The sequence below is a fragment of the Microbacterium sp. cf332 genome (assembly GCF_900102175.1).
Taxonomy (GTDB): Bacteria; Actinomycetota; Actinomycetes; order Actinomycetales; family Microbacteriaceae; genus Microbacterium.
This window is the reverse complement of the sequence record NZ_FNKN01000004.1, coordinates 1-18,109: the sequence shown is the minus strand read 5'-3', so window position 1 is coordinate 18,109 and position 18,109 is coordinate 1. Positions and strand designations below refer to the sequence as shown.

16 protein-coding genes and 1 pseudogene are annotated in these 18,109 nt (G+C 72.2%); 7 read left to right on the top strand and 10 right to left on the bottom strand.

The window, feature by feature from the left end:
• Window positions 1-9 precede the first annotated feature (9 nt).
• Both BLT21_RS14715 and BLT21_RS15725 read right to left on the bottom strand, forming a co-directional pair.
• Window positions 10-1,473 carry a tyrosine-protein kinase domain-containing protein gene (locus tag BLT21_RS14715; RefSeq protein WP_091503584.1) on the bottom strand — a complete coding sequence of 488 codons (1,464 nt, stop codon included), beginning with the start codon at window positions 1,471-1,473 and terminating at the stop codon, window positions 10-12.
• Between the two features lie 92 nt (window positions 1,474-1,565).
• Complete coding sequence (locus BLT21_RS15725; RefSeq protein ID WP_176786940.1) at window positions 1,566-2,936, bottom strand: tyrosine-protein kinase domain-containing protein; 1,371 nt, start codon at window positions 2,934-2,936, stop codon at window positions 1,566-1,568.
• A gap of 108 nt (window positions 2,937-3,044) precedes the next feature.
• Here BLT21_RS15725 and BLT21_RS15720 point away from each other — a divergent pair, with 108 nt between their 5' ends.
• Complete coding sequence (locus BLT21_RS15720) at window positions 3,045-4,310, top strand: hypothetical protein (protein ID WP_176786939.1); 1,266 nt, start codon at window positions 3,045-3,047, stop codon at window positions 4,308-4,310.
• 204 nt (window positions 4,311-4,514) lie between these two features.
• Here the strand turns inward: BLT21_RS15720 and BLT21_RS14705 are convergent, their stop codons facing one another.
• Window positions 4,515-5,102 carry an arsenate reductase/protein-tyrosine-phosphatase family protein gene (locus BLT21_RS14705; protein ID WP_256336105.1) on the bottom strand — a complete coding sequence of 196 codons (588 nt, stop codon included), beginning with the start codon at window positions 5,100-5,102 and terminating at the stop codon, window positions 4,515-4,517.
• Between the two features lie 129 nt (window positions 5,103-5,231).
• Window positions 5,232-5,960 (bottom strand): hypothetical protein, encoded by a 729-nt coding sequence (locus BLT21_RS14700; protein WP_143024999.1) that lies wholly within the window; start codon window positions 5,958-5,960, stop codon window positions 5,232-5,234.
• A gap of 233 nt (window positions 5,961-6,193) precedes the next feature.
• On the opposite strand from BLT21_RS14700, the gene BLT21_RS14695 reads away from it, so the two are divergent.
• The 3 genes from BLT21_RS14695 to BLT21_RS14685 all read left to right on the top strand — a co-directional run bounded on the left by BLT21_RS14695 (window position 6,194) and on the right by BLT21_RS14685 (window position 9,946).
• On the top strand, window positions 6,194-7,903 hold the full coding sequence (locus BLT21_RS14695) for a LuxR C-terminal-related transcriptional regulator (protein WP_091503575.1): 1,710 nt from the start codon (window positions 6,194-6,196) through the stop codon (window positions 7,901-7,903).
• A 448-nt stretch (window positions 7,904-8,351) separates the two neighbouring features.
• A complete protein-coding gene (locus BLT21_RS15760) occupies window positions 8,352-8,804 on the top strand; it encodes a PadR family transcriptional regulator (RefSeq protein WP_091503573.1) in 453 nt (150 codons plus the stop codon).
• On the top strand, window positions 8,801-9,946 hold the full coding sequence (locus BLT21_RS14685; RefSeq protein ID WP_143024998.1) for a hypothetical protein: 1,146 nt from the start codon (window positions 8,801-8,803) through the stop codon (window positions 9,944-9,946). The genes BLT21_RS15760 and BLT21_RS14685 overlap by 4 nt, the downstream gene beginning before the upstream one ends.
• Here the strand turns inward: BLT21_RS14685 and BLT21_RS14680 are convergent, their stop codons facing one another.
• The 3 genes from BLT21_RS14680 to BLT21_RS14670 form a co-directional block, all read right to left on the bottom strand.
• Window positions 9,947-11,221: a DUF2254 domain-containing protein gene (locus BLT21_RS14680; RefSeq protein ID WP_176786938.1), complete on the bottom strand. Its 1,275-nt coding sequence runs from the start codon at window positions 11,219-11,221 to the stop codon at window positions 9,947-9,949. It lies immediately after the preceding gene.
• A gap of 1 nt (window position 11,222) precedes the next feature.
• The gene (locus tag BLT21_RS14675) at window positions 11,223-11,678 is read right to left on the bottom strand and encodes a MarR family transcriptional regulator (protein ID WP_091503566.1); all 456 of its coding nucleotides are present in this window, start codon (window positions 11,676-11,678) and stop codon (window positions 11,223-11,225) included.
• 133 nt (window positions 11,679-11,811) lie between these two features.
• A complete protein-coding gene (locus tag BLT21_RS14670) occupies window positions 11,812-12,567 on the bottom strand; it encodes an SDR family NAD(P)-dependent oxidoreductase (protein ID WP_091503562.1) in 756 nt (251 codons plus the stop codon).
• Window positions 12,568-12,656: 89 nt separating this feature from the next.
• Here BLT21_RS14670 and BLT21_RS14665 point away from each other — a divergent pair, with 89 nt between their 5' ends.
• Window positions 12,657-12,923 carry a hypothetical protein gene (locus tag BLT21_RS14665; protein ID WP_091503745.1) on the top strand — a complete coding sequence of 89 codons (267 nt, stop codon included), beginning with the start codon at window positions 12,657-12,659 and terminating at the stop codon, window positions 12,921-12,923.
• A gap of 34 nt (window positions 12,924-12,957) precedes the next feature.
• On the opposite strand, the gene BLT21_RS14660 is transcribed toward BLT21_RS14665, so the two are convergent.
• Entirely contained in the window at window positions 12,958-13,335 is a 378-nt protein-coding gene (locus tag BLT21_RS14660; RefSeq protein WP_091503559.1) for a MerR family transcriptional regulator, read from the bottom strand.
• A gap of 87 nt (window positions 13,336-13,422) precedes the next feature.
• On the opposite strand from BLT21_RS14660, the gene BLT21_RS14655 reads away from it, so the two are divergent.
• Window positions 13,423-14,952, top strand: coding sequence for a SulP family inorganic anion transporter (locus BLT21_RS14655; RefSeq protein WP_091503557.1), 1,530 nt, complete (start codon window positions 13,423-13,425; stop codon window positions 14,950-14,952).
• A gap of 34 nt (window positions 14,953-14,986) precedes the next feature.
• On the opposite strand, the gene BLT21_RS15930 is transcribed toward BLT21_RS14655, so the two are convergent.
• Together BLT21_RS15930 and BLT21_RS14645 are read right to left on the bottom strand one after the other, a co-directional pair.
• Window positions 14,987-17,086, bottom strand: a complete 2,100-nt coding sequence (locus tag BLT21_RS15930; RefSeq protein ID WP_091503554.1) for a sigma-70 family RNA polymerase sigma factor — start codon at window positions 17,084-17,086, stop codon at window positions 14,987-14,989.
• Window positions 17,083-17,559, bottom strand: a complete 477-nt coding sequence (locus BLT21_RS14645) for a hypothetical protein (RefSeq protein ID WP_091503552.1) — start codon at window positions 17,557-17,559, stop codon at window positions 17,083-17,085. The genes BLT21_RS15930 and BLT21_RS14645 overlap by 4 nt, the downstream gene beginning before the upstream one ends.
• A gap of 206 nt (window positions 17,560-17,765) precedes the next feature.
• On the opposite strand from BLT21_RS14645, the pseudogene BLT21_RS14640 reads away from it, so the two are divergent.
• Window positions 17,766-18,109: pseudogene (locus tag BLT21_RS14640) on the top strand (hypothetical protein); the annotation flags it as partial.

Below are 18,109 nucleotides of genomic sequence, written 5' to 3'. Positions count from 1 at the left end.
GCCTCCGCGTCACGACCGGCGGGCGCCCGTGGTCGACTCGTTGCGCTCGGCGCGACGCTTCTCGCGGGCCTCGGCGCGGCTCAGCTGCACCGGCGCCTGATCGACGACATGGGTCGAGCCGTAGGTGTACGCGCCGTAGCCGTAGCTGTCGGGGCCCTTGGTGGGGAGCATCGTCACGACGACACCGAGCAGCGTGCCGCCCGCGGTGTCGAGGGTGCGGAAGGCGCCCTGCAGCTCCTGCTTCTTCGTGCGTCCCGACGCGGCGACCATGATGACACCGCGGGTCTTCTTGCTGAGCACGGCGGCGTCGGTCACGAGCAGCAGCGGAGGCGCGTCGACGAGGACGTAGTCGAAGTGCTCGGTCAGCGAGGCGAGGACGTTGTCCATCGACGTCGAGCCGAGCAGCTCGCTCGGGTTCGGCGGCACCGGGCCGCTGGGCAGCACGAACAGCTGGTTCTGGCCCCACTTCTGCAGCGCGTCGACGAGCGGGACGCGTCCGATGATGACGTCGGTCAGCCCGACGCCGCCCTCGACGCCCATGTAGTCGGCGACGCGGGGCAGACGCAGGTCGCCGTCGACGAGGGCGACGCGGGCGCCGGTCTCGGCCAACGCGATCGCGAGGTTCGCAGTCGTGGTCGACTTGCCCTCGCCGGGGCCGGCGCTCGACACCACGAAGCTGCGCGGACCGTCCTCGACGTTCAGGAACTGCAGGTTCGTGCGCAAGGTGCGGAACGACTCGGCGCGCGGGCTGCGCGGGTCGGCGTGAACGATGAGCGGGCGCTTCGACGCCTCGTTGTCGAACGCGATGCCGCCGAGCATGGGCTTGTCGGTCAGCTGCTCGAGATCGTGCAGCGTGTGGATGCGGGTGTCGAGCACCGAGCGCAGCACGGCGAAGCCGACGCCGAGCGCGAGGCCCAGCAGGGCGCCGACCGCGATGTAGAGCGGGATGTTCGGGCTCGACGGGCTCTCGGGAGCGGTCGCGAGCTGAGTCACGGTGACCTGCACCGGGCTGGTGCCCTGGCCGTCGGCCGGACGCTCGATGGTGTTCTGCACCGCGGTGGTGAAGCTCTCGGCCGTCGCGTTCGCGATAGCCGCGGCGAGCTCGGGATCGGTGTCCGTCACGCCGATGTTGATGAGGACCGTGTTGACCGGAGTCGTCGCGGTGATGCGCGACGCCAGCTGGGCGGACGTCTGCTCGAGGCCGAGCTCGTCGATCACCGGATCGAGCACGAGCGACGTCGGGATGACGTCGACGTAGCTCGTGACCATCTGGCGGGCGAAGGTCGTGCCCTGCACGAGCTCGCCGGTGGCGGCACCCTCGGTGCGCACCGACACGTACAGGCTCGTCGACGCCTCGTACCGGGGCGTCTGGAGCAGCGCGTAGGCCGCTCCCGCGCCGGTACCGACGATCAGGAGAGCGAGAAGGAGGATCCAGTTCCTGTGCAGAATGCGCAGGTAGTCGCGGAGTTCCACGTGGTAATTCCCCCTATGAGTGTCCGGTGCGACGGCTCTGTCATTGTTCCACACGGCTCACCGGACGCCCGACAGCGGCGATTCCGGCCCGATTAGTCGCCCGTGGCGACGTAGGCGTAGACCCCGTACGTGGTCTTGTCGGCGCCCGCCGTGGGCAGCATCGTCACGACCGAGCCCGCGATGTGCGAGCCGGCGGTCTCGATGTTCTTCACCGCGGACGTCAGTCGTGCGCGCGTCGTCGACCCGGCGGCCGCGACGAGGATCACCCCGTCGACGGCGCGGCCGACGACCGCGGCATCCGTCACCGCGAGCACCGGCGGTGCGTCGATGATCACGACGTCGAACGCGGTGCGCAGCTCGTCGAGCAGCCGCGACATCGCCGTCGAGCCGAGCAGTTCGGCGGGGTTCGGCGGGACGGCGCCCGAGGGCAGGATGAAGAGCGTCCCCTGGCCCCAGCGCTGCAGCACGTCGAGCAGGCTCGCGCGGCCGACGAGGACATCGGACAGACCGACGCCGCCTTCGATGCCGAAGTACTCGGCGGTCCGGGGGCGCCGGAGGTCGGCGTCAATCAGGACGACCTTCGCGCCGGTCTCGGCGAACGCCAGGGCGAGGTTGGCGGCCGTGGTCGATTTGCCCTCGGACGGGTTCGCGCTCGTCACGACGAAGGCGAGCGGGCCGCCCGACGTCGTGAGGAACTGCACGTTCGTGCGAAGGGCGCGGAAGGCCTCGGCCCGGGGGTCGCGCGCGGACGCCGCGACGATGAGCGGGCGCTTTTTCGACTCGGGGTCGAGCGCGATGCCCCCGAGGAGCGGCGCGGGCACGATCTTCTCGACATCCTCGACCGTGCGGATGCGGGTGTCGGCCACCGCCCGCAGGATCGCGACGGCCACGCCCGCGGCGAGGCCGACGAGGGCACCGAGCGCGAGAGCGAGACGCAGGTTGGGAGCGGCCGGGTCGACCGGAACCTGGGCGGGTTGCACCGTCTCGATGCGGACCGGGCTCGGGCGCTCGGCCGTCGAGCGCTCGAGCTGCTCGGCCACGACCGTGGTGAAGCTGTCGGCGACGGCGTTCGCGATGCGGGCGGCGCCCTCCGGGCCGGGGTCCGACACGGTGATCGAGATGACGACGGTGTTCTGCGTCGCCGACACCGAGACACGCTCGGCGAGCTGCGCGGCACTCTCGTCGAGGCCGAGATCGGCGATGACCGGGTCGAGCACGAGGCCCGTCGGGATGATGTTGACGTAGCTCTGCACGGCCTGGCGTGCGAAGTCCGTGCCCTGGCGCAGCTCGTTGTTCGAGGCCCCGCCGGACGACTGCGTGGCGACGAACAGCTGCGTCGACGCGTCGTACCGCGGCGGCGTCACGAGCGCCGACGCCGCGCCCGCAGCGAGACCGATCAGCGTGGTCGCGATGATCAGCACGATGTTGCGGCGCAGGATGCGGATGTAGTCGTGGAGTTCCACGGTTCTCCTGTCGTCGGTGTCGCCGGGTATCCTTTCACGAGACCAGACGCTCCACCGACATCCGCGCGCCCTCTCGTGCGCCCGAGTCCGAGTCCGAGGCCCCTTCCGATGAACTCTCTCGCCGATCTCTTCACCGACGATCGCCGCTCGAGCGACGACACGGACCGTGTCGCCGACAGCCTCGTCGACGAGCGCCGCCTCACCGCTCTGGTCGGTCCGCCGCGCGTGCAGCAGACCGCGACCGTCGCCCGCCCCGACGAGACCGCTCAGCTCGTCGCCCTCGTCGACGGTGCCGCGCGGACCGCCACGCCCGTGCACGTCGCCGGGCAGTCGGGCCCGCCGAAGATGCCACGCCGCGGACACAAGCGCACCGACTGGCTGAACGTGTCGTTCGCCGTGCTCGCCGTGGCCGTCGTCGCGGTGGTCGGGGTGTTCGGCGCCATCCAGCTCGCCAACGCCAGCCCCGCGGCATCCGCCCTGCGCGCCCTGTCGGTCGACGAGGCGTCGCTCGCGAACGGCGAGCAGGCGGTGCAGTCGGGCGTCTCGCGCATCGACGCGCTCGTCGCCGAAGCCCGCACGGATGCCGACACCGTCGAGCCCGCGCTCGCCACGATCGCCGGCTACGTCGACGAGCCCACGCGTGCCGCCGCCGTGCAGGCCGTCGCCGACCTGCGTGCCGGCCTCGACGCCGTCGAGCCGCCCGCCGCACCCGCGGCGTACACGCGCCCGGCGATCGACACGGACGACCTCGGCGAGGTCGGGGCCCAGATCGACCTCGTTCGCGAGCGGTCCGACCAGCTGACCGAACTCACCGAGCAGACCCGCACCGTGCGGGCCCAGGTCGTCGCCCTCCGCGACGCGTTCGCGGCCTCGATCGCGGCGCTCGGCGCCAGCTTCCCCGCCTCGGCCGAGGTGGAGGTCACCGAGTACGGTCAGGCGCTCGAGTCGTTCCGCGACGCCGTGACCGCCGCGGCCGCCGCCGTGCCTGCCGCGCAGGCGGCTGGGGGCTTCGGTGTCGCCGAGATGGTCGCCTACCCGCCGCTCGTCGACGCGCTGCGCGACAACCACGAGCTCGCGATCGCCGAGATCCTCGCCGAGCGTGAGGCTGCCCAGAACAACACCGGCGGCAACACCGGCGGGAACACCGGCGGCGGCTTCACCAACCCCGGCGCCGGTGGAGGCGACACCGGCGGCGGCTCCGGGGAGACGGGCGGCGGCGACACCGTCACGCCCGATCCGACCCCGACCGACCCGGGCACGGGCGGCGGAGACGGTTCCGGCGGCGGCACCGACCCCGGTTCCGGGACGGATCCCGGTTCGGGGACGGACCCCGGCACGGACCCGGGTACCGATCCGGGCACCGTCGTCCCCTGATCCCGCGCCGCGCTCCGCAGCGTCGAGTCGCCAGGAAACGCGGGTGCCGGCAGTGCCGCATCCGCACCTCCTGGCGAGTCGTGCGCGCCGGGAGGTGGCCGGCGGCGCAGGCCAGCGGTGCTACAGCGTCGAGTCGCCAGAAATAGCGGATGCCGGCGGTGCCGCATCCGCACTTCCTGGCGAGTCGACCGGGGGTGCGGCGGGTCAGGCGGGGGGGACGGCGAGCCGCACGACGCGGACGACCTCGTCGATTGCGGGGACGAGCTGCGAGCCCGAGAGCTGGTACGTGTTCCACGAGCGGCGGTAGGGGTCGATGACATCGTCGTCGTCGGGTGACTCGGGGGGCAGGGTCATCCCGCGGTGCGATGCGACCGCGGCCACGGCGGCGCGCAGGCGGGCCGAGGCGTCGTCGCCGGCGGCATCCGCGGCGGTGCGGAGCTCGTCGTCCGAGGCGTCGGCCGCGAGGCGTGCGAACTCGCGCAGCGTGAAGGCCACGCGCAGACGGCTCGGGGCGAGCTCGACGATGCTGCGGCGGTGCTCGCGCGCCATCGCGAGGATCAGGTCCGGCGACGACAGGCGCGCGGGGGAGATGAGCTGCGAACGGTGCGCGCTCGCCATGTCGGCGGCGACCCCGTTCTCTACCGCGAGGCGCTGCGCCTCATCGGGCATCGGCGCGCCCCCCATGTCGTAGGTCCCGCCGCTGGTGACGGTGCCGGGCAGCCCGGCGAGGCGCGTGCGCAGGAGCTGCTCGGCGAGCGGCGAACGGCACACGTTTCCGGTGCAGACGGTCATGATCTCGAACATCGGGAGCTCTCTCCGTCGGGGCTGGATGACCACGTCAGCCTAACGGCCGCCACCTGTGCCCCTCATCCGCGGGCATCCTCCGTCGGGAGGCGGCGGCTGCTGCCAGGCGGGGCAACCTCAGGAACGGGGAGGGCTGACGCGCACGATGACGTGCCGACCGTCGTACGCGAATTCGACGAAGGCGCCCGCGCCGAAGCGGTCGCTGAGCGCCGAGGCGGGGAACTCGCCGACGGAGTGGATCGTCCGGGCGCCGAAGGCTGCGACGTCGCACGACACCGTTCCGTAGTTCTCGGTCGGTGAGACGGCGATGCACACCTCGCTGACATCGCCCCGCTGCCGGGTGCCGGCGGCGATCGGGATGCCGTGGAAGTCCTCGAATCGCTGCAGGTCGCCGGGGATCCGACCCGACTCGAAAGGCCACTCGCCGTCGGGGTCGACCGCCAGCGTCGCGACCTGAAGCGGATCGACACGCGCCCACGTCCAGCTCGCGAGGGCGGCGCCGCCAGCGATGAGTCCGACGGCTGCTGCGCCCACGGCCCAGCGGAGCCCACTTCGCTGCCCGCTCGATCGGACGGGACCATCGGGAGTCGATGGCGAGGAGATGTCACGCTCTTTCGTCGGTGTCGACGCGCCCGGGACGATCCCGAGATCCGCCCGCTCGGATCCGGTACCGCCGGTACCCGCTCCCTGGTCGGCGTCCGCCGGGGCGTCATGACTCGCGGCGGTCGCGGCACGCTGCAGATGCTCGATACGTTGCAATGCGATCGCGGCCCCGGCGGCGTCGGCATCCCGACCGTAGACGCGCTCCCACAGCTCACGGAGCTCGCGGCGATCCTGTTCAGGCACCCGGGCATCGTCGCACACCCGCGTCGGGCGGATGCGGAGTGCGCTCACCTGGCAGGTGCGGCCGCATCCTCGCGCAGGTGCGGGCGAGTGCTGCCAGGCCGGGCTCCCCGCCCGGCCGCATACGCCCCCATCCGACCGGCACCGCCCGAACGAAACGGACGCGCGCCCCCGAGCGCAAGCGCTGAGTCGGGTATCCGGCCAGCTGACAGACTGAGCACGACCGAAGGATAGGTATGCCGGCAGACCAGCTCATCGCCGAGGCTCGGGCTGCCTGGCTGCGGCGCGAGACCGAGCCCGCGGTCAGCCTCGCCCTGACCGCGCATGCGCAGGGTGATCCCGATGGGCTCGCGCTCGCCTGTTCCATCGCGCTCCGGGGCTATCGCGCCGATCTCCTCGTCGAGCATCGCGCCGAGATCACGGAGATGCCCACCGGCGTGCTGCGCGACGGTGTGCTCGCCGTGCTGCAGATCGCCGACACCGACCTCGACGGGGCGATGGCCCGCGTGGCCGCCATCTGTCCCGGCAGCGGTGCCGACGCGACATCCGACCCGCTCGGCGGCGAAGGGCGCCTGCTGCCGCTGCTGCTCGCGTACCTCGCGACGGGCGCGGCCGCCTCCGCCGCCTGGGTTCACGCCCGCAGCTGCATCGACGCGGCGCGCGGCGCGATCGCGGCCATCCCCGAAGAGGCCGCCGGGGGGCGCGGCGACAGCGTCGCGGTGCACATCCCCTTCGATCTCCTCGGTCTCGATGCCCTCGTCGAGCTGCACACCGACTCGGGAACCGAAGCTCGGCGGGCGCTCACCGACGCGCTCGCGCCCCTGCGGATGCGCAACAGCCTCACCGCCGATCATGCGCTCGCGCTCATCTGCCTGGGGAGCGTGGAGCACGCCGACGGCCGGCTCGGCGAAGCGGCGATCAACCTCGCCCGGGGCGCCCGCCTCGCGCCGTCGTGGCGGCCGGGCGTGCGCGTGCACGGACACGTCGAGCTGGCGTTCGTGCGCATCCGACAGGGGCGATGGCGCGATGCCGCCGAGGTTGTCCGCCGCACCGATGCTCCCGCCGAATCGGTCGAATACGACTGGCTCGAATCGCAGGCGCTCGCCGTCCATGGGCTGCTGCTGGCGCTGCAGGGCGACCTCGAGGCGAGCGGGCCGGTGCTCGAGCGGGCTGACCGCCTCTGCCGCGACACTCCGGTCTTCCTCGCGCAGATGGTGCTGACCCACGCGCGCATCATGGTCGCGATCACCCGCAGCGACTGGAGAGAACTCCGACGCGCGCTCGACGACGCGGCCGAGCCCGGGTACCGGCAGCCCTACCGTCACGAGGAATGGTGGATGCTGACGCTCCTCGCCGCCTGGCACCTCGAGCGCATCGACGAGTTCCGCAGCGGCGTCGCGGAGTGGGGACGCGAAAAAGGTGCCGAGGCATCGGCCTACTACTGGGCGTACGTCTCGATCCTGGCCGAGTACGACGAGCGGCATCCCGAAGCGGCCACCGCCGTCTCGCGCGCGCTGTCGCGGCTCTCGCTCGACGACGACCCGCTCGGACGCGCCTGGGTGCGCATCGTCGCCGGCATCTACTACAGCCGCTTCGGCACCCGCGGCAGGCCCGACCCCGTCCGGGCGCTCGCCGTCTACGAGGAGGCCAGTGCGGAACTGACCGAGCTCGGCGCGGCGGGACTGGCAGCGCGCTACGACGAGGTCGTCGCCGAGACCACCGCGGAGCTGCTGCGGGATGCCGGTGGCGCCAACCCCGTCGCCCGTCTCACCGACCAGCAGCGCAAGGTCGCCCTCGCGGTCGGGCAGGGGTACACGAGCGGCGAGATCGCCGGCATCCTGCACGTCTCCAAGCGCACGGTGGACTACCACGTCGCGAACATCATGCGACGCCTCGGGGTCTCGAGCCGCCGCGAGATCGCCCGCGTGCTCGTCGTCGCCCCCTGATCTCGGGCACCGTGGCCCTGCTCGTGCCGCGGTGCGAGGGTTCGTGCGTGATGGCGGGGGTGGGCTCGTGCCGCGGTGCAAGGGTTCGTGGGTGATACCCGGGGTGGGCTTGTGCTGCGATGCAAGGTTTCGTGGGTGAGGCCCGGGGTGGGCTTGTGCTGCGGTGCAAGGGTTTCGTGGTGGCACGCCGGAGGAGAGGCATCCTGGCCGGGGTGTCGCATCCGATCTCTTGCATCGCGGCCGGCGCGGCACGGCACAGGCGGGCGTGGGCTGGCCCGGGGTGGGCTCGTGCCGCGGTGCAAGGGTTTGTGCGAGACACCCCGGGGTGAGGGCATTGTGGCCGGGGTGTTGCATCCGATCTCTTGCATCGCGGCGGGCGCGGCCGGCGCGCAGGCCCGGCGCGGCGGGCGCGGGTGAACTCTAGGTATGTAGAGATAGAGTGCGGGGTATGCAGCCGTTGCGACGCGTGACCCCGGCGACCGTGGATGTCCTCGAGACCCTGATCGGCGAACCAGAGCCGGTGTGGGGGCTGCTCGTGGTCAGCCGGACGGGACGGCCGGCCGGCAGTGTCTACCCGATCCTCGAACGCCTCGAGTCGCTCGAGTGGGTGACGTCGGAATGGGAGCTCGACAGCGGGCGCAGCGGCCCGCGCCGACGTCTCTACCGGCTGACGCCCGGCGGGTTGACCGCGGCCCGCGCCGCCGTGGACGCGCATCTGGTCCGGATGCAGCGCCGCCGAGCCGCGGCCGAAGCAGACCCGGCACGCGTCCCGACCGGCCCGACCGGCCTGACCGGCACCACGCGCTCCACCAGCGCCGCCGGCACCACCCTCACCCCGGCCGGCGCAATGCTCGCCGTGACCCGAGCGTGGGGAGCGCGAGCGGCCGGGGCGGGCGCATGAGCCTCGACCTCGTACTGCGGGCGGTGAGCCGCACGATGCCCGCCGCGTCGCGCTCCCGTCACCTCGAGCAGTGGCGGGCGGATGCGGCGGGGGCCACCGAAGCGGGCATGCGACCCGCCGACGTCGCTCGCGGCGCAATCGCGGTCGCGCTGACGGCCGACCGTGATGCTCCGGTGCTCACCGGCGAGCCCCGCGGGGCGGCGCCCCGTCGGCTCAGCAGACGCGGGTCGGCGCTCGTGGCCGCGGTCGTCACGGTGACGGTCGCCCTCTGGATCACCGGCGGAGGAGTCGACGACACGGCCGCCGCGCTGCCGCCCGCGCTCGCGGCGACGCTCGACGGCGCGCGGTCGGCGGTCGGCGTCGTCGCCGCCGCCGCAGCCGTGCTCGCCGCGCTCTTCTTCGCCTCCGCGGCGCTGCTCTCGCGAGCCCTGACCGCGCGGATCGCATTCGCGTGCGCGGCGCTCGGTCTCGCCGCACTCGTCGTCGCCGGGAATCTGCCGATCACCGGCGAGGTCATGGCCGGCCTGGTCGGGCTCACGACCGCGGGGATCGTGGTGGGGCTCGCTGCCGCCTGGCGGGCGACTCCCCTCGCCCTCGTCCGTCGCGCCTCGCCCCTGCGTCGGCGGCTGCCTCTCGCGCTCACCGGACTCGCTGTCGTCTGCGTCGTGCTCGTGCTCGGTGGGCTCGACACGCTCGTCTGGAATCCGATGGCCAAGGTGCCCGGCGTGGGAATCGACGCCATCTACCGCGAGATGATCGCCGCCGACGGCTTCGTGCCGGAGGCGGCGGGGTCGGCCGTGGCGGTGTGGGGCATCGTCTGGTTCCTCGCGGCGACGGCGGTGACGGTCTGGGCGTCGACCACGGCGGGAGCGTGGCTCACACCGCGCCGGCTCGGCATCCTCTATCTCGGCATCATCGGCGTCGCGCTGTTCCTGCGTCTGTTCGCGGGCTTCGGCATCGGCATGTCGATCGCCGACACGTTCGCGACGTCCGGAGGCGACGTCTCCGCCCTGTCGCAGGTGTTCCACCTCGTCGGACCGGTCGCATTCGCCACGGCGGCGCTCCTGTTCGGCTGGGCGCCGTCGCCGAAGAGCGATGCGCTCGGCGCCCCCGAGGGCCGTACCGCCGCTATCGCCGGCTGATCAGCGGCGGGTCGGGCGCCGCCACGCGGATGCGGCGGCGCTGCGCAGGACGCGTCGATCGGCGCCGTCCATGACGCCGCGGGTCCGCCGCATCGCGTCGGCGGCCGTCCGTTCGAACAGCGTCCAGTGGGCCGGGCTCGCCGCGGCCAGGGCGGCGAGGCACTTCTGCAGCCGGATCTGCACCTCCAGCAGGCCGGCGGCATCGCGCGCGAGCGGGCGGAAGGCGTCGGCGACGAGGTCTTCGACGCGGGGCGGTTCGACGAATACGCGCTCGAACGCGACGTCCTCGTCCGGCGGCGTCTCGAGCGACCGGGTGAGCACGCGTTGCAGTGCGGCGACGACCTCGATCGCCGTGCCGGGGTCGTTCGTCGCGGGCGACAGTGCTCGACTGCCGATCTCCGTGAGCGCGATGACGCCGAGTCGGGGATCCTGCTCGTAGTCGCGGTGCGATGACAGGCGGAACGCCCGGCGCACGGCATCCGTCAGCCCGTCCGGATCGTCGGTCCCACCCGCCGGTGCGATGTGCGCCAGGGGGCGGGTCCGGTCCGCGATCGCGCCGGGCGGCGACCCGACGAAGACGTCGACGTCGTGCTGCCGCGCCGCGCGATCGAGCGCGGCGATGTCGATGTGGGCGACGTAGCCGACGGCGTCCGACCACACCGCCGCCGCGGTCGTGGGGACCTCGACGAGACGGCGGGCGCGGAGGGTCGGTGTGCGCGCGTACGCGACGAGCGCGCCCTCGGCTGCCGCCGCGACGCGGTCTATCACGTCCGCCATGCGGCCGAACCGTGCGAGGTGGGCGATCCAGCGCAGCAGTGTGACGACGACGATCGCGACGACGACGAGCGTGCCGCCGAAGAGGATCGTCCGGCCCTGTTCGGTGTAGTAGCCGGTCGAGAGGGCGATGATCCCGACGAGGGAGAACACGAACGCGCCGACGAATGTCGACAGGGCGTTCTGGGATGTCGGATCGGAGATGAGCAGCTGCGTCGAGCGGGGGGTCGCGGTGGTCGTGGCCGACGAGTACGCCGTGACCATCGCGGTGATCGAGAAGGTGGTCGCGGTCAGCATGGCGGTGGCGAGGATCTGCAGGATCGAGCCGACCGAATCCTGCCCGAGGTCGATGACGAGCTCGACGGGGATGAGGGAGCCGATCACTCCCGCCGCGAGGGCCACCACGACGGCGATGAGTGTGAAGGCCGCAGCGCGCACCCATACCTGCCGGGAGAGGCGCAGCAGGCGGGAGAGGGCGGCCCCGTGTGCCGGGGACGTCACGTCAGGCGGCTTCGGCGGCGAGCCGCATCCGCGAGAGGAAATCGACGAGCACGGTCGCGGAGCCCGCCGGCATGTCGGCGATGACGTCCTCGACCCGGTGCTGCATGTCGGAACCGGAGCGACGCAGGCCTTCGACCGGACGGTCGCCGAGCGTCACGAACACCTTGCGGCGGTCGGAGGGATGCGGCTGGCGTCGCAGATACCCCGAGCGCTCGAGGCGGTCGAGCATCGCGGTCGTGCTGGCGGACGAGATCCCGAGCTCCTGCGTGATGTTCGACGGCGTCAGCGCGACGTCGCGGTCCTGCGCGTCGATGAGCTTCTCGAGCGCGAGCAGGTCGTTCTCGCACACGAGCATCGAGTCGCGCAGGCGGATCCGGATGGCTCCCTCCGCCGCCTCGTACGCCCAGAGCGCATCGAGAACCGCGGCCGCCGACGATGTCTCGCCCTGCACTGTCATGGAATCCCCCGCGCTCTCGCTGTCGCGCCTCAGTCTTGCGGAGCGGGGCGTCGGAGGGGAGGCCTTCCGGTGGGAGCGCTCACCTGATATGGCGGGGTGAGGTGACCTCACCCGCCGGCCGGGGCGCGGAGAGTCAGTGGACGGAGAATCCGCCGTCGACGGCGATCGACTGGCCGGTGACGTAGGCCGACCCGGGTCCGGCCAGAAAGATCGCCGCGGCCGCGAAGTCGTCGGGCAGGCCGTTGCGCCCGGCGAAGGTCCGTGCGGCGAGCGACGCCACGACGCCGGGATCGCTCGCCAGGCGGCGGTTGAGCGGCGTGAGCACGAAACCCGGCACGAGCACGTTCGAGGTCACGCCCGAGGCCGTCCACGCCTCGGCCTGCGAGCGGGCGAGCCCCTCGAGGGCGGCCTTCGAGGCGCCGTACGCCCCGCTCGAGGCGAACGCCCGGCTCGCCTGCTGCGAGCTGATCGAGATGATGCGACCGTAGCCGCGCTCGATCATCCCCGGCGCGAGGCGCTGTCCGAGGATGAAGGGCGCGTCGAGGTTGACCGACATCGTGGCGTCCCAGACGTCCTCGTCGAGGTCCGACAGGGGTGGGCGGATGTTGATGCCCGCCGAGTTCACGAGGACGTCGATCGGTCCGGCCGCGTCGGCGAGCTCGTGGCATCCCGCACGCGTCGAGAGGTCGGCGACCAGGCCTGCCGCGCGGCCTCCCGCCGACCGGATGCCCGCTACGGTCTCGTCGATGCGGTCGCGTCCGCGTGCGGCGACGACGACCTCTGCGCCGGCCGTCGCCAGTGCTCCGGCGATCGCGAGACCGATGCCGGAGCTACCACCCGTGACGAGGGCGCGTCGCCCGCCGAGTCCGAACAGGCTGTGCAGATCCATTCCCCCAGCTTAGGCAGGAGGAGCCGCGTTCGTATTTTTATCCACAACGCGGCCTGGCGAGTGTCGAAGAGATGTTCTACTCTCATCCCATGACCGAGACGACGAGCTCCCACGATGTCACCCTCTGGCTCGTCGACGACATCCCGGCGCGGATGTTCTACGGCGGGCGGCGCTGGACCGTGAGCGACATGCCGACCCGTCTGCGCGACTCGGTGTGGTCGCTCGCGGCCGACGACGACCGGCGGAGGGGGCTGTACGGCTGGCGTTTCCAGGCGACCGACCGTGGGGGTGACGCGTTCGTGTTCGACGTGTACCGATTCGAGGACGGATGGCACGTGCATCGGGCCTACGCCTGAGACGCACGCGCGCACGCACGCGCGCTCGCCGACGTCAGACGTCGCCGAGCTGGTCGATGAACTCGTCGGCCATCGCCACCTGGCGGGTCAGCCTCTCGCGGCGCTCTGCCGCGCCGGAACGGATGGCCTCGAGCCGCGCACGCAGGTCGGCATCCCCGGGCGAGGCGGTGAGTGCGTCCACGACATCGAGAAGGTCGCGCATCTCGTCGAGGCTGTAGCCCAGCGGCTTCATCCGGCGGATGAGCAGGATGCGGGAGACGTCGCCCTCGGTGTAGAGGCGGAAGCCGCCCTCTGTGCGGGCCGACGGAGTGACGAGGCCGATCTCGTCGTAGTGGCGGAGCGTGCGGAACGACAGTTCTGTCCGCTCGGTCACCTCGCCGATGCGCATGGAGACCCCGTCGGGATTCGACATCAAACCTCACGTTACGTTAGATTCTGGTCGGCGCGCGGTTCCGCGGCCGACACCCCATTCTCGCCGCCGCCGGCAGAAAGCAGCAGAGTGACCGCCGTCACCCCACAGAGCGACCCCGCGTCGCGCTATCGCACCCAGCCGACCGTGCTCCAGGCGCTGCGAAGCCCACGACTGCTCACGCGCGAGACGCTGGCCGGGCTGGTCGTCGCGATCGCGCTGATCCCCGAGGCCATCGCGTTCTCGATCATCGCGGGCGTCGACCCGCGTCTGGGGCTCTTCTCCTCGTTCGTCATGGCGGTCGCGATCGCGTTCCTCGGCGGGCGGCCCGCGATGATCACGGCCGCGACCGGGGCGATCGCCCTCGTCATCGCTCCAGTGGCTCGCGAGCACGGGGTCGACTACCTCATCGCCACGGTGCTGCTCGGCGGCCTCGTGCAGATCGTGCTCGGCGTGCTCGGTGTCGCGCGGCTCATGCGATTCATCCCGCGGTCGGTCATGGTGGGGTTCGTCAACGCACTCGCCGTCCTCATCTTCCTCGCGCAGGTGCCGCAGCTGTTCGGCGACGGCATCCCCTGGCTGGTCTGGCCGCTCGTGCTCGCCGGTCTCGTGATCCTCGTCGCGCTGCCGCGCCTCACGAAGGTCGTCCCCGCGCCGCTCGTCGCGATCGTGCTGCTGACCCTGGCGGTGGTCGCCTTCGGATGGCGGGTGCCGACGGTCGGCGACCAGGGGGAACTGCCCTCGAGCCTGCCGGCCCTGCTCCTCCCCGACGTGCCGTTGACGCTCGAGACTCTGCGGATCATCGCGCCTTACGCCCTCGCGATGGCCGTGGTCGGACTGCTCGAATCGCTCATGACGGCGAAGCTCGTCGACGACATCACCGACACGCACTCGCGGAAGACGCGCGAAGCCCTCGGGCAGGGCGCCGCCAACATCCTCTCGGGCGCCTTTGGCGGCATGGGCGGCTGCGCGATGATCGGCCAGACGATGATCAACGTCAAGGCATCCGGTGCGCGTACCCGCATCTCGACTCTGCTCGCGGGCGTCTTCCTGCTCCTCCTCGTCGTCGGGTTGGGCGATGTCGTCGCCATCATCCCGATGGCCGCTCTCGTCGCGGTCATGATCATGGTGACGATCGCCACGTTCGACTGGCACAGCATCCGCCCGGCCACGCTGCGGCGTATGCCGAAGAGCGAGACCGCCGTCATGCTCATCACGGTGGTCGCCACCGTATGGACGCACAACCTCGCGATCGGCGTCGTGCTCGGTGTGGTCGCGGCGATGATCATGTTCGCCCGGCGGGTCGCCCACGTCGTGCGCGTCACACGCACGGTCGACGACGGAGACTCTCGGGGCGCCGCCGCGCGATACGAGGTGGCCGGCGAGCTCTTCTTCGCCTCGAGCAACGACCTCACCACCCAGTTCTCGTACGCCGACGACCCCGACCGCGTCGTCATCGACATGAGTCTGGCGCATATCTGGGACGCGTCGACCGTCGCCGCGCTCGACGCCATCGTCGGGAAGTACGCCCGCCAGGGCAAGACCGTCGTCATCGAGGGGCTTGATCCGGCCGCATCCGCCCTGCATGGACGCCTCAGCGGACACGTCGGAGAGCACTGACCGGCAGGCGGCGCGATCGCGCCGCGTCGGCCCCTCAGAAAGCCAGGAACGAGACGTACGACGCGGGGCCGAATCGTCCTGAGGCGGGGTCGACGTATCGCACGCCGAGGGTGACCGGGCCGCCAGCAGGCACCATGAACGTCGAGACGAATCTGCCGTTGGCGTCGAGCGGCATCAGCTGGCTGCGCCAGGGCTCGGTGTCGCCGACGCGTGCTCGTTGCACCTGAGTGCCCGGCTGCCCGCTGACCGCGAGCTCGAACCCGCGCGCCCGGACGGCGGACCCCGCGGCCGGTGCGATCAGGGCCGGGGGAGCGGCGATGGTCACGGGGGTCGTGGCGCCGAGCGGCGACGCGCGTCCGTCCACGATCTGGCGCGCCGAGAGTCGGTGGTCTCCCGCCGGCAGTGCGGAGGCGGGATCGGTCGCATCGGAACCCCCCGCCAGGTCGGAGACGGACCATCCGCCGCCCTCGTCGGCGCGCGTCGCAGCCCAGACCACGCCGTCGGTGTCGACGATCTCGATCGTGGCGGCGGGCTCGGCGTCGGCGCCCGAGATGAGGGGGTAGACCGTGGGCCCGGCGCTCGAATCGATCGTCATCGTCGGCGCGGTCAGCGCCGGAAGCGTCGGTGTGGGTGTGGGTGTGGGTGTGGGGGTCGCCTGCGGCGTCGGGGCGGGGGTCGCCTGCGGCGTCGGCGCGACCGTGGGTGTCGGAGTGGCGCTGGCGGACGGGCGCGGCGTCGGCGTGACCGTGGGTGTCGGAGTGGCGGTGGCGGACGGGCGCGGCATCGACGTGACGGAGGGGCTCGGGCTGACCGTCGGGCGCGGCGTCGACGTGACGGAGGGGCTCGGCGACGCCACCGGTGCCGGCGCGGGGGTGAGCGTCGGGAGGGTGGGCGTGGGGCTGGTCTTCGGGAACGCGGGACGCAAGGTGTCGACCGGTGTGCGGGGTGCGGCATCCGACTCGTTCCCGCCCTCGGTCGAGGAGACTTCGAGCGGCGCGGTGGCGGGCGTCGCGATGTCGGCATCCGAGGCGTCGCGGTCGGAGAGATGCGGCGACGTGGAATGCTGCGGCTCGGCCTCGATCGTGCTCGCCGGCAACTCGGTCGCGCTGAGAGCGGGAACGGCGAAGGCGATCGCCGCACCCGCCGCGGCCACGGCGGCGACGTGGAGGAGCGGATGCCGCCATGCAGTGCGTGCAGCGGCGGTGACGCGTGCGCCGACCGGGGGCGGAGCGGTCCCGCCGGGGCCGCCGCCGACACCACCCGTGCCCAGCGCGAACGTCGCGACCTGCGCCGCACCCGACTGGGTCCATGCGGAGTACGAGGCCGTCGCCGGGATGCCGACGACGAGCGGGATGAGTACGAGCGCGAGACGCGACGAGATGTCACGCGCCTCCGCCCACGCAAGCGCGCAGCCCTCGCACGTGGCGAGGTGCGCGTCGACGCGGCGGGAGTCCCGTCTCGACAGGCCCGAACGGGAGTGCGCGCCGAGAAGCTCGAGCGTCTCGCGGCACTCGTCGGTGTCGGCCCGCCGCAGCTGCGCCGACACCCAGGCGTCGCGGAACCCGCGGCGCGCCCGCAGCACGAGCGCGGACGCCGCGTTGGGCGCGAGCCCCAGCAGCGGCGCGAACTGACGTGGTTTCAGGCCGTCGACCTCGCTGTACCAGAGGGCCTCCTGCCACCGGGTGGGGAGTGTCGCGAACGCCGTCGCGACCGCGCTCGACTCGAAGCCCGCGATTGCCGACCACTCGGCATCCGGCGCGGCCTCGTCTGCGGCATCCTCGAGATCGCTCGCGAAGACCCGCTTCTGCTGTGCACCCCATTCGTGCGCGACGTTCCGGACCGCGGTCAGCAGGTAGGGGCGGAAGCCCATCGACGGGCCGCCGCCCCGGCGGATCGCCGCCAGGATGCGGGCGAAGGCCTCGGCGACGACGTCGTCGGGATCCAGCGACGAGTAGGCGCGCGCGACCGCATGCGCCGCGGCGGAGTGGCGGAGCCAGAGCTCTCCGTAGGCGCGTTCGTCGAGGTTCCGGGCGCGCTCGACCAGAGCGTCGTCGGAGACCGGCTCGCTGGGCATGGCCGCGTTCCATCCGTTCGAAGACCACCCGGACCCCAGTTCGGGTGAGAACTCGGTCATCGTAGCGAGTCGACGCTGAGCGGAGCCGCAGAGCCGGCCCAGGCCAGCGGGTCCGTCGCTGCGCGCTCGGCATCGCCGATCGCCTCGAAGTTGCGCAAGTGACGGGTGAGTGCCGCGTAGGCGGCAGGAGCGAACCCGTCGCACGCGAGCGTGGCGGTGACGGCACCCGCGTCGTGCGCCGTGTCGACGACGAGGATGAGGCGAGAGGGCACACCGTCGTCCTCGACCGTGCGCGACGAGCACACGAATCCGACCTGACCGCGCTGCCACGTGCGCTCATGCCAGCCCTGCCACCCCCACACCACTCGGACCGTGGCCCCGCGTATCTCGATCGCGGAGGGGCGGATGGCGCCCTCCGGTGCCGAGCGTCGCGCGCGCCGCCGAGCACCGAGAGGCGCACGGAAGACGGCGTCGCCGATCCGGTCGCGCCGTCGCGACGCCCGGGTCTCGAGGCGGGGCTCGTGCGCGTTCACGCGAGCCCCATCCGGTGCTCCGAGTGCGTTCGTCGTTGCGTGCATGCCTGAGAGATGACGGATGACGGGTTTCGTGACGCGAATCCCCACTTTTTCTCCGGGACGCTCCAGATGCCGGTTCCTCCACATCGTGGAGGGCGGAAAAGTTATCCTCACCTGGATATTTCTTCGTGTGTGATGTCGTACCTCGGTGGCACGATGGGAACATGCGAACGGGTGATGGGACGGGCGGAGTGGGCGGTTCGGGCTGTCCGCCGCACGCCGCCGCGTTCTCCGAGCTCGAGGAGGCGTTGACGCTCAAGCATGCCGGCGAGGTCGCGCACGTGCGTGCGCTCGCGGAGCTGGGCCGGTCGGCGTTGCGCGAGGCACGGCAGGGTGGGGTTCGCGGGATGGCGTCGGACATGGAGCTGCGGTCGGTCGCTGCCGAGGCCGCGGGGATGGCGCGGTCCACGGACCGGCGGGTGCAGCGTGAGATCGATCACGCGATGACGGTGGTCGATGACTACCCGGCGGTGTTCGCCGCGTGGGTGGAGCGGCGCATCGAGCGCGG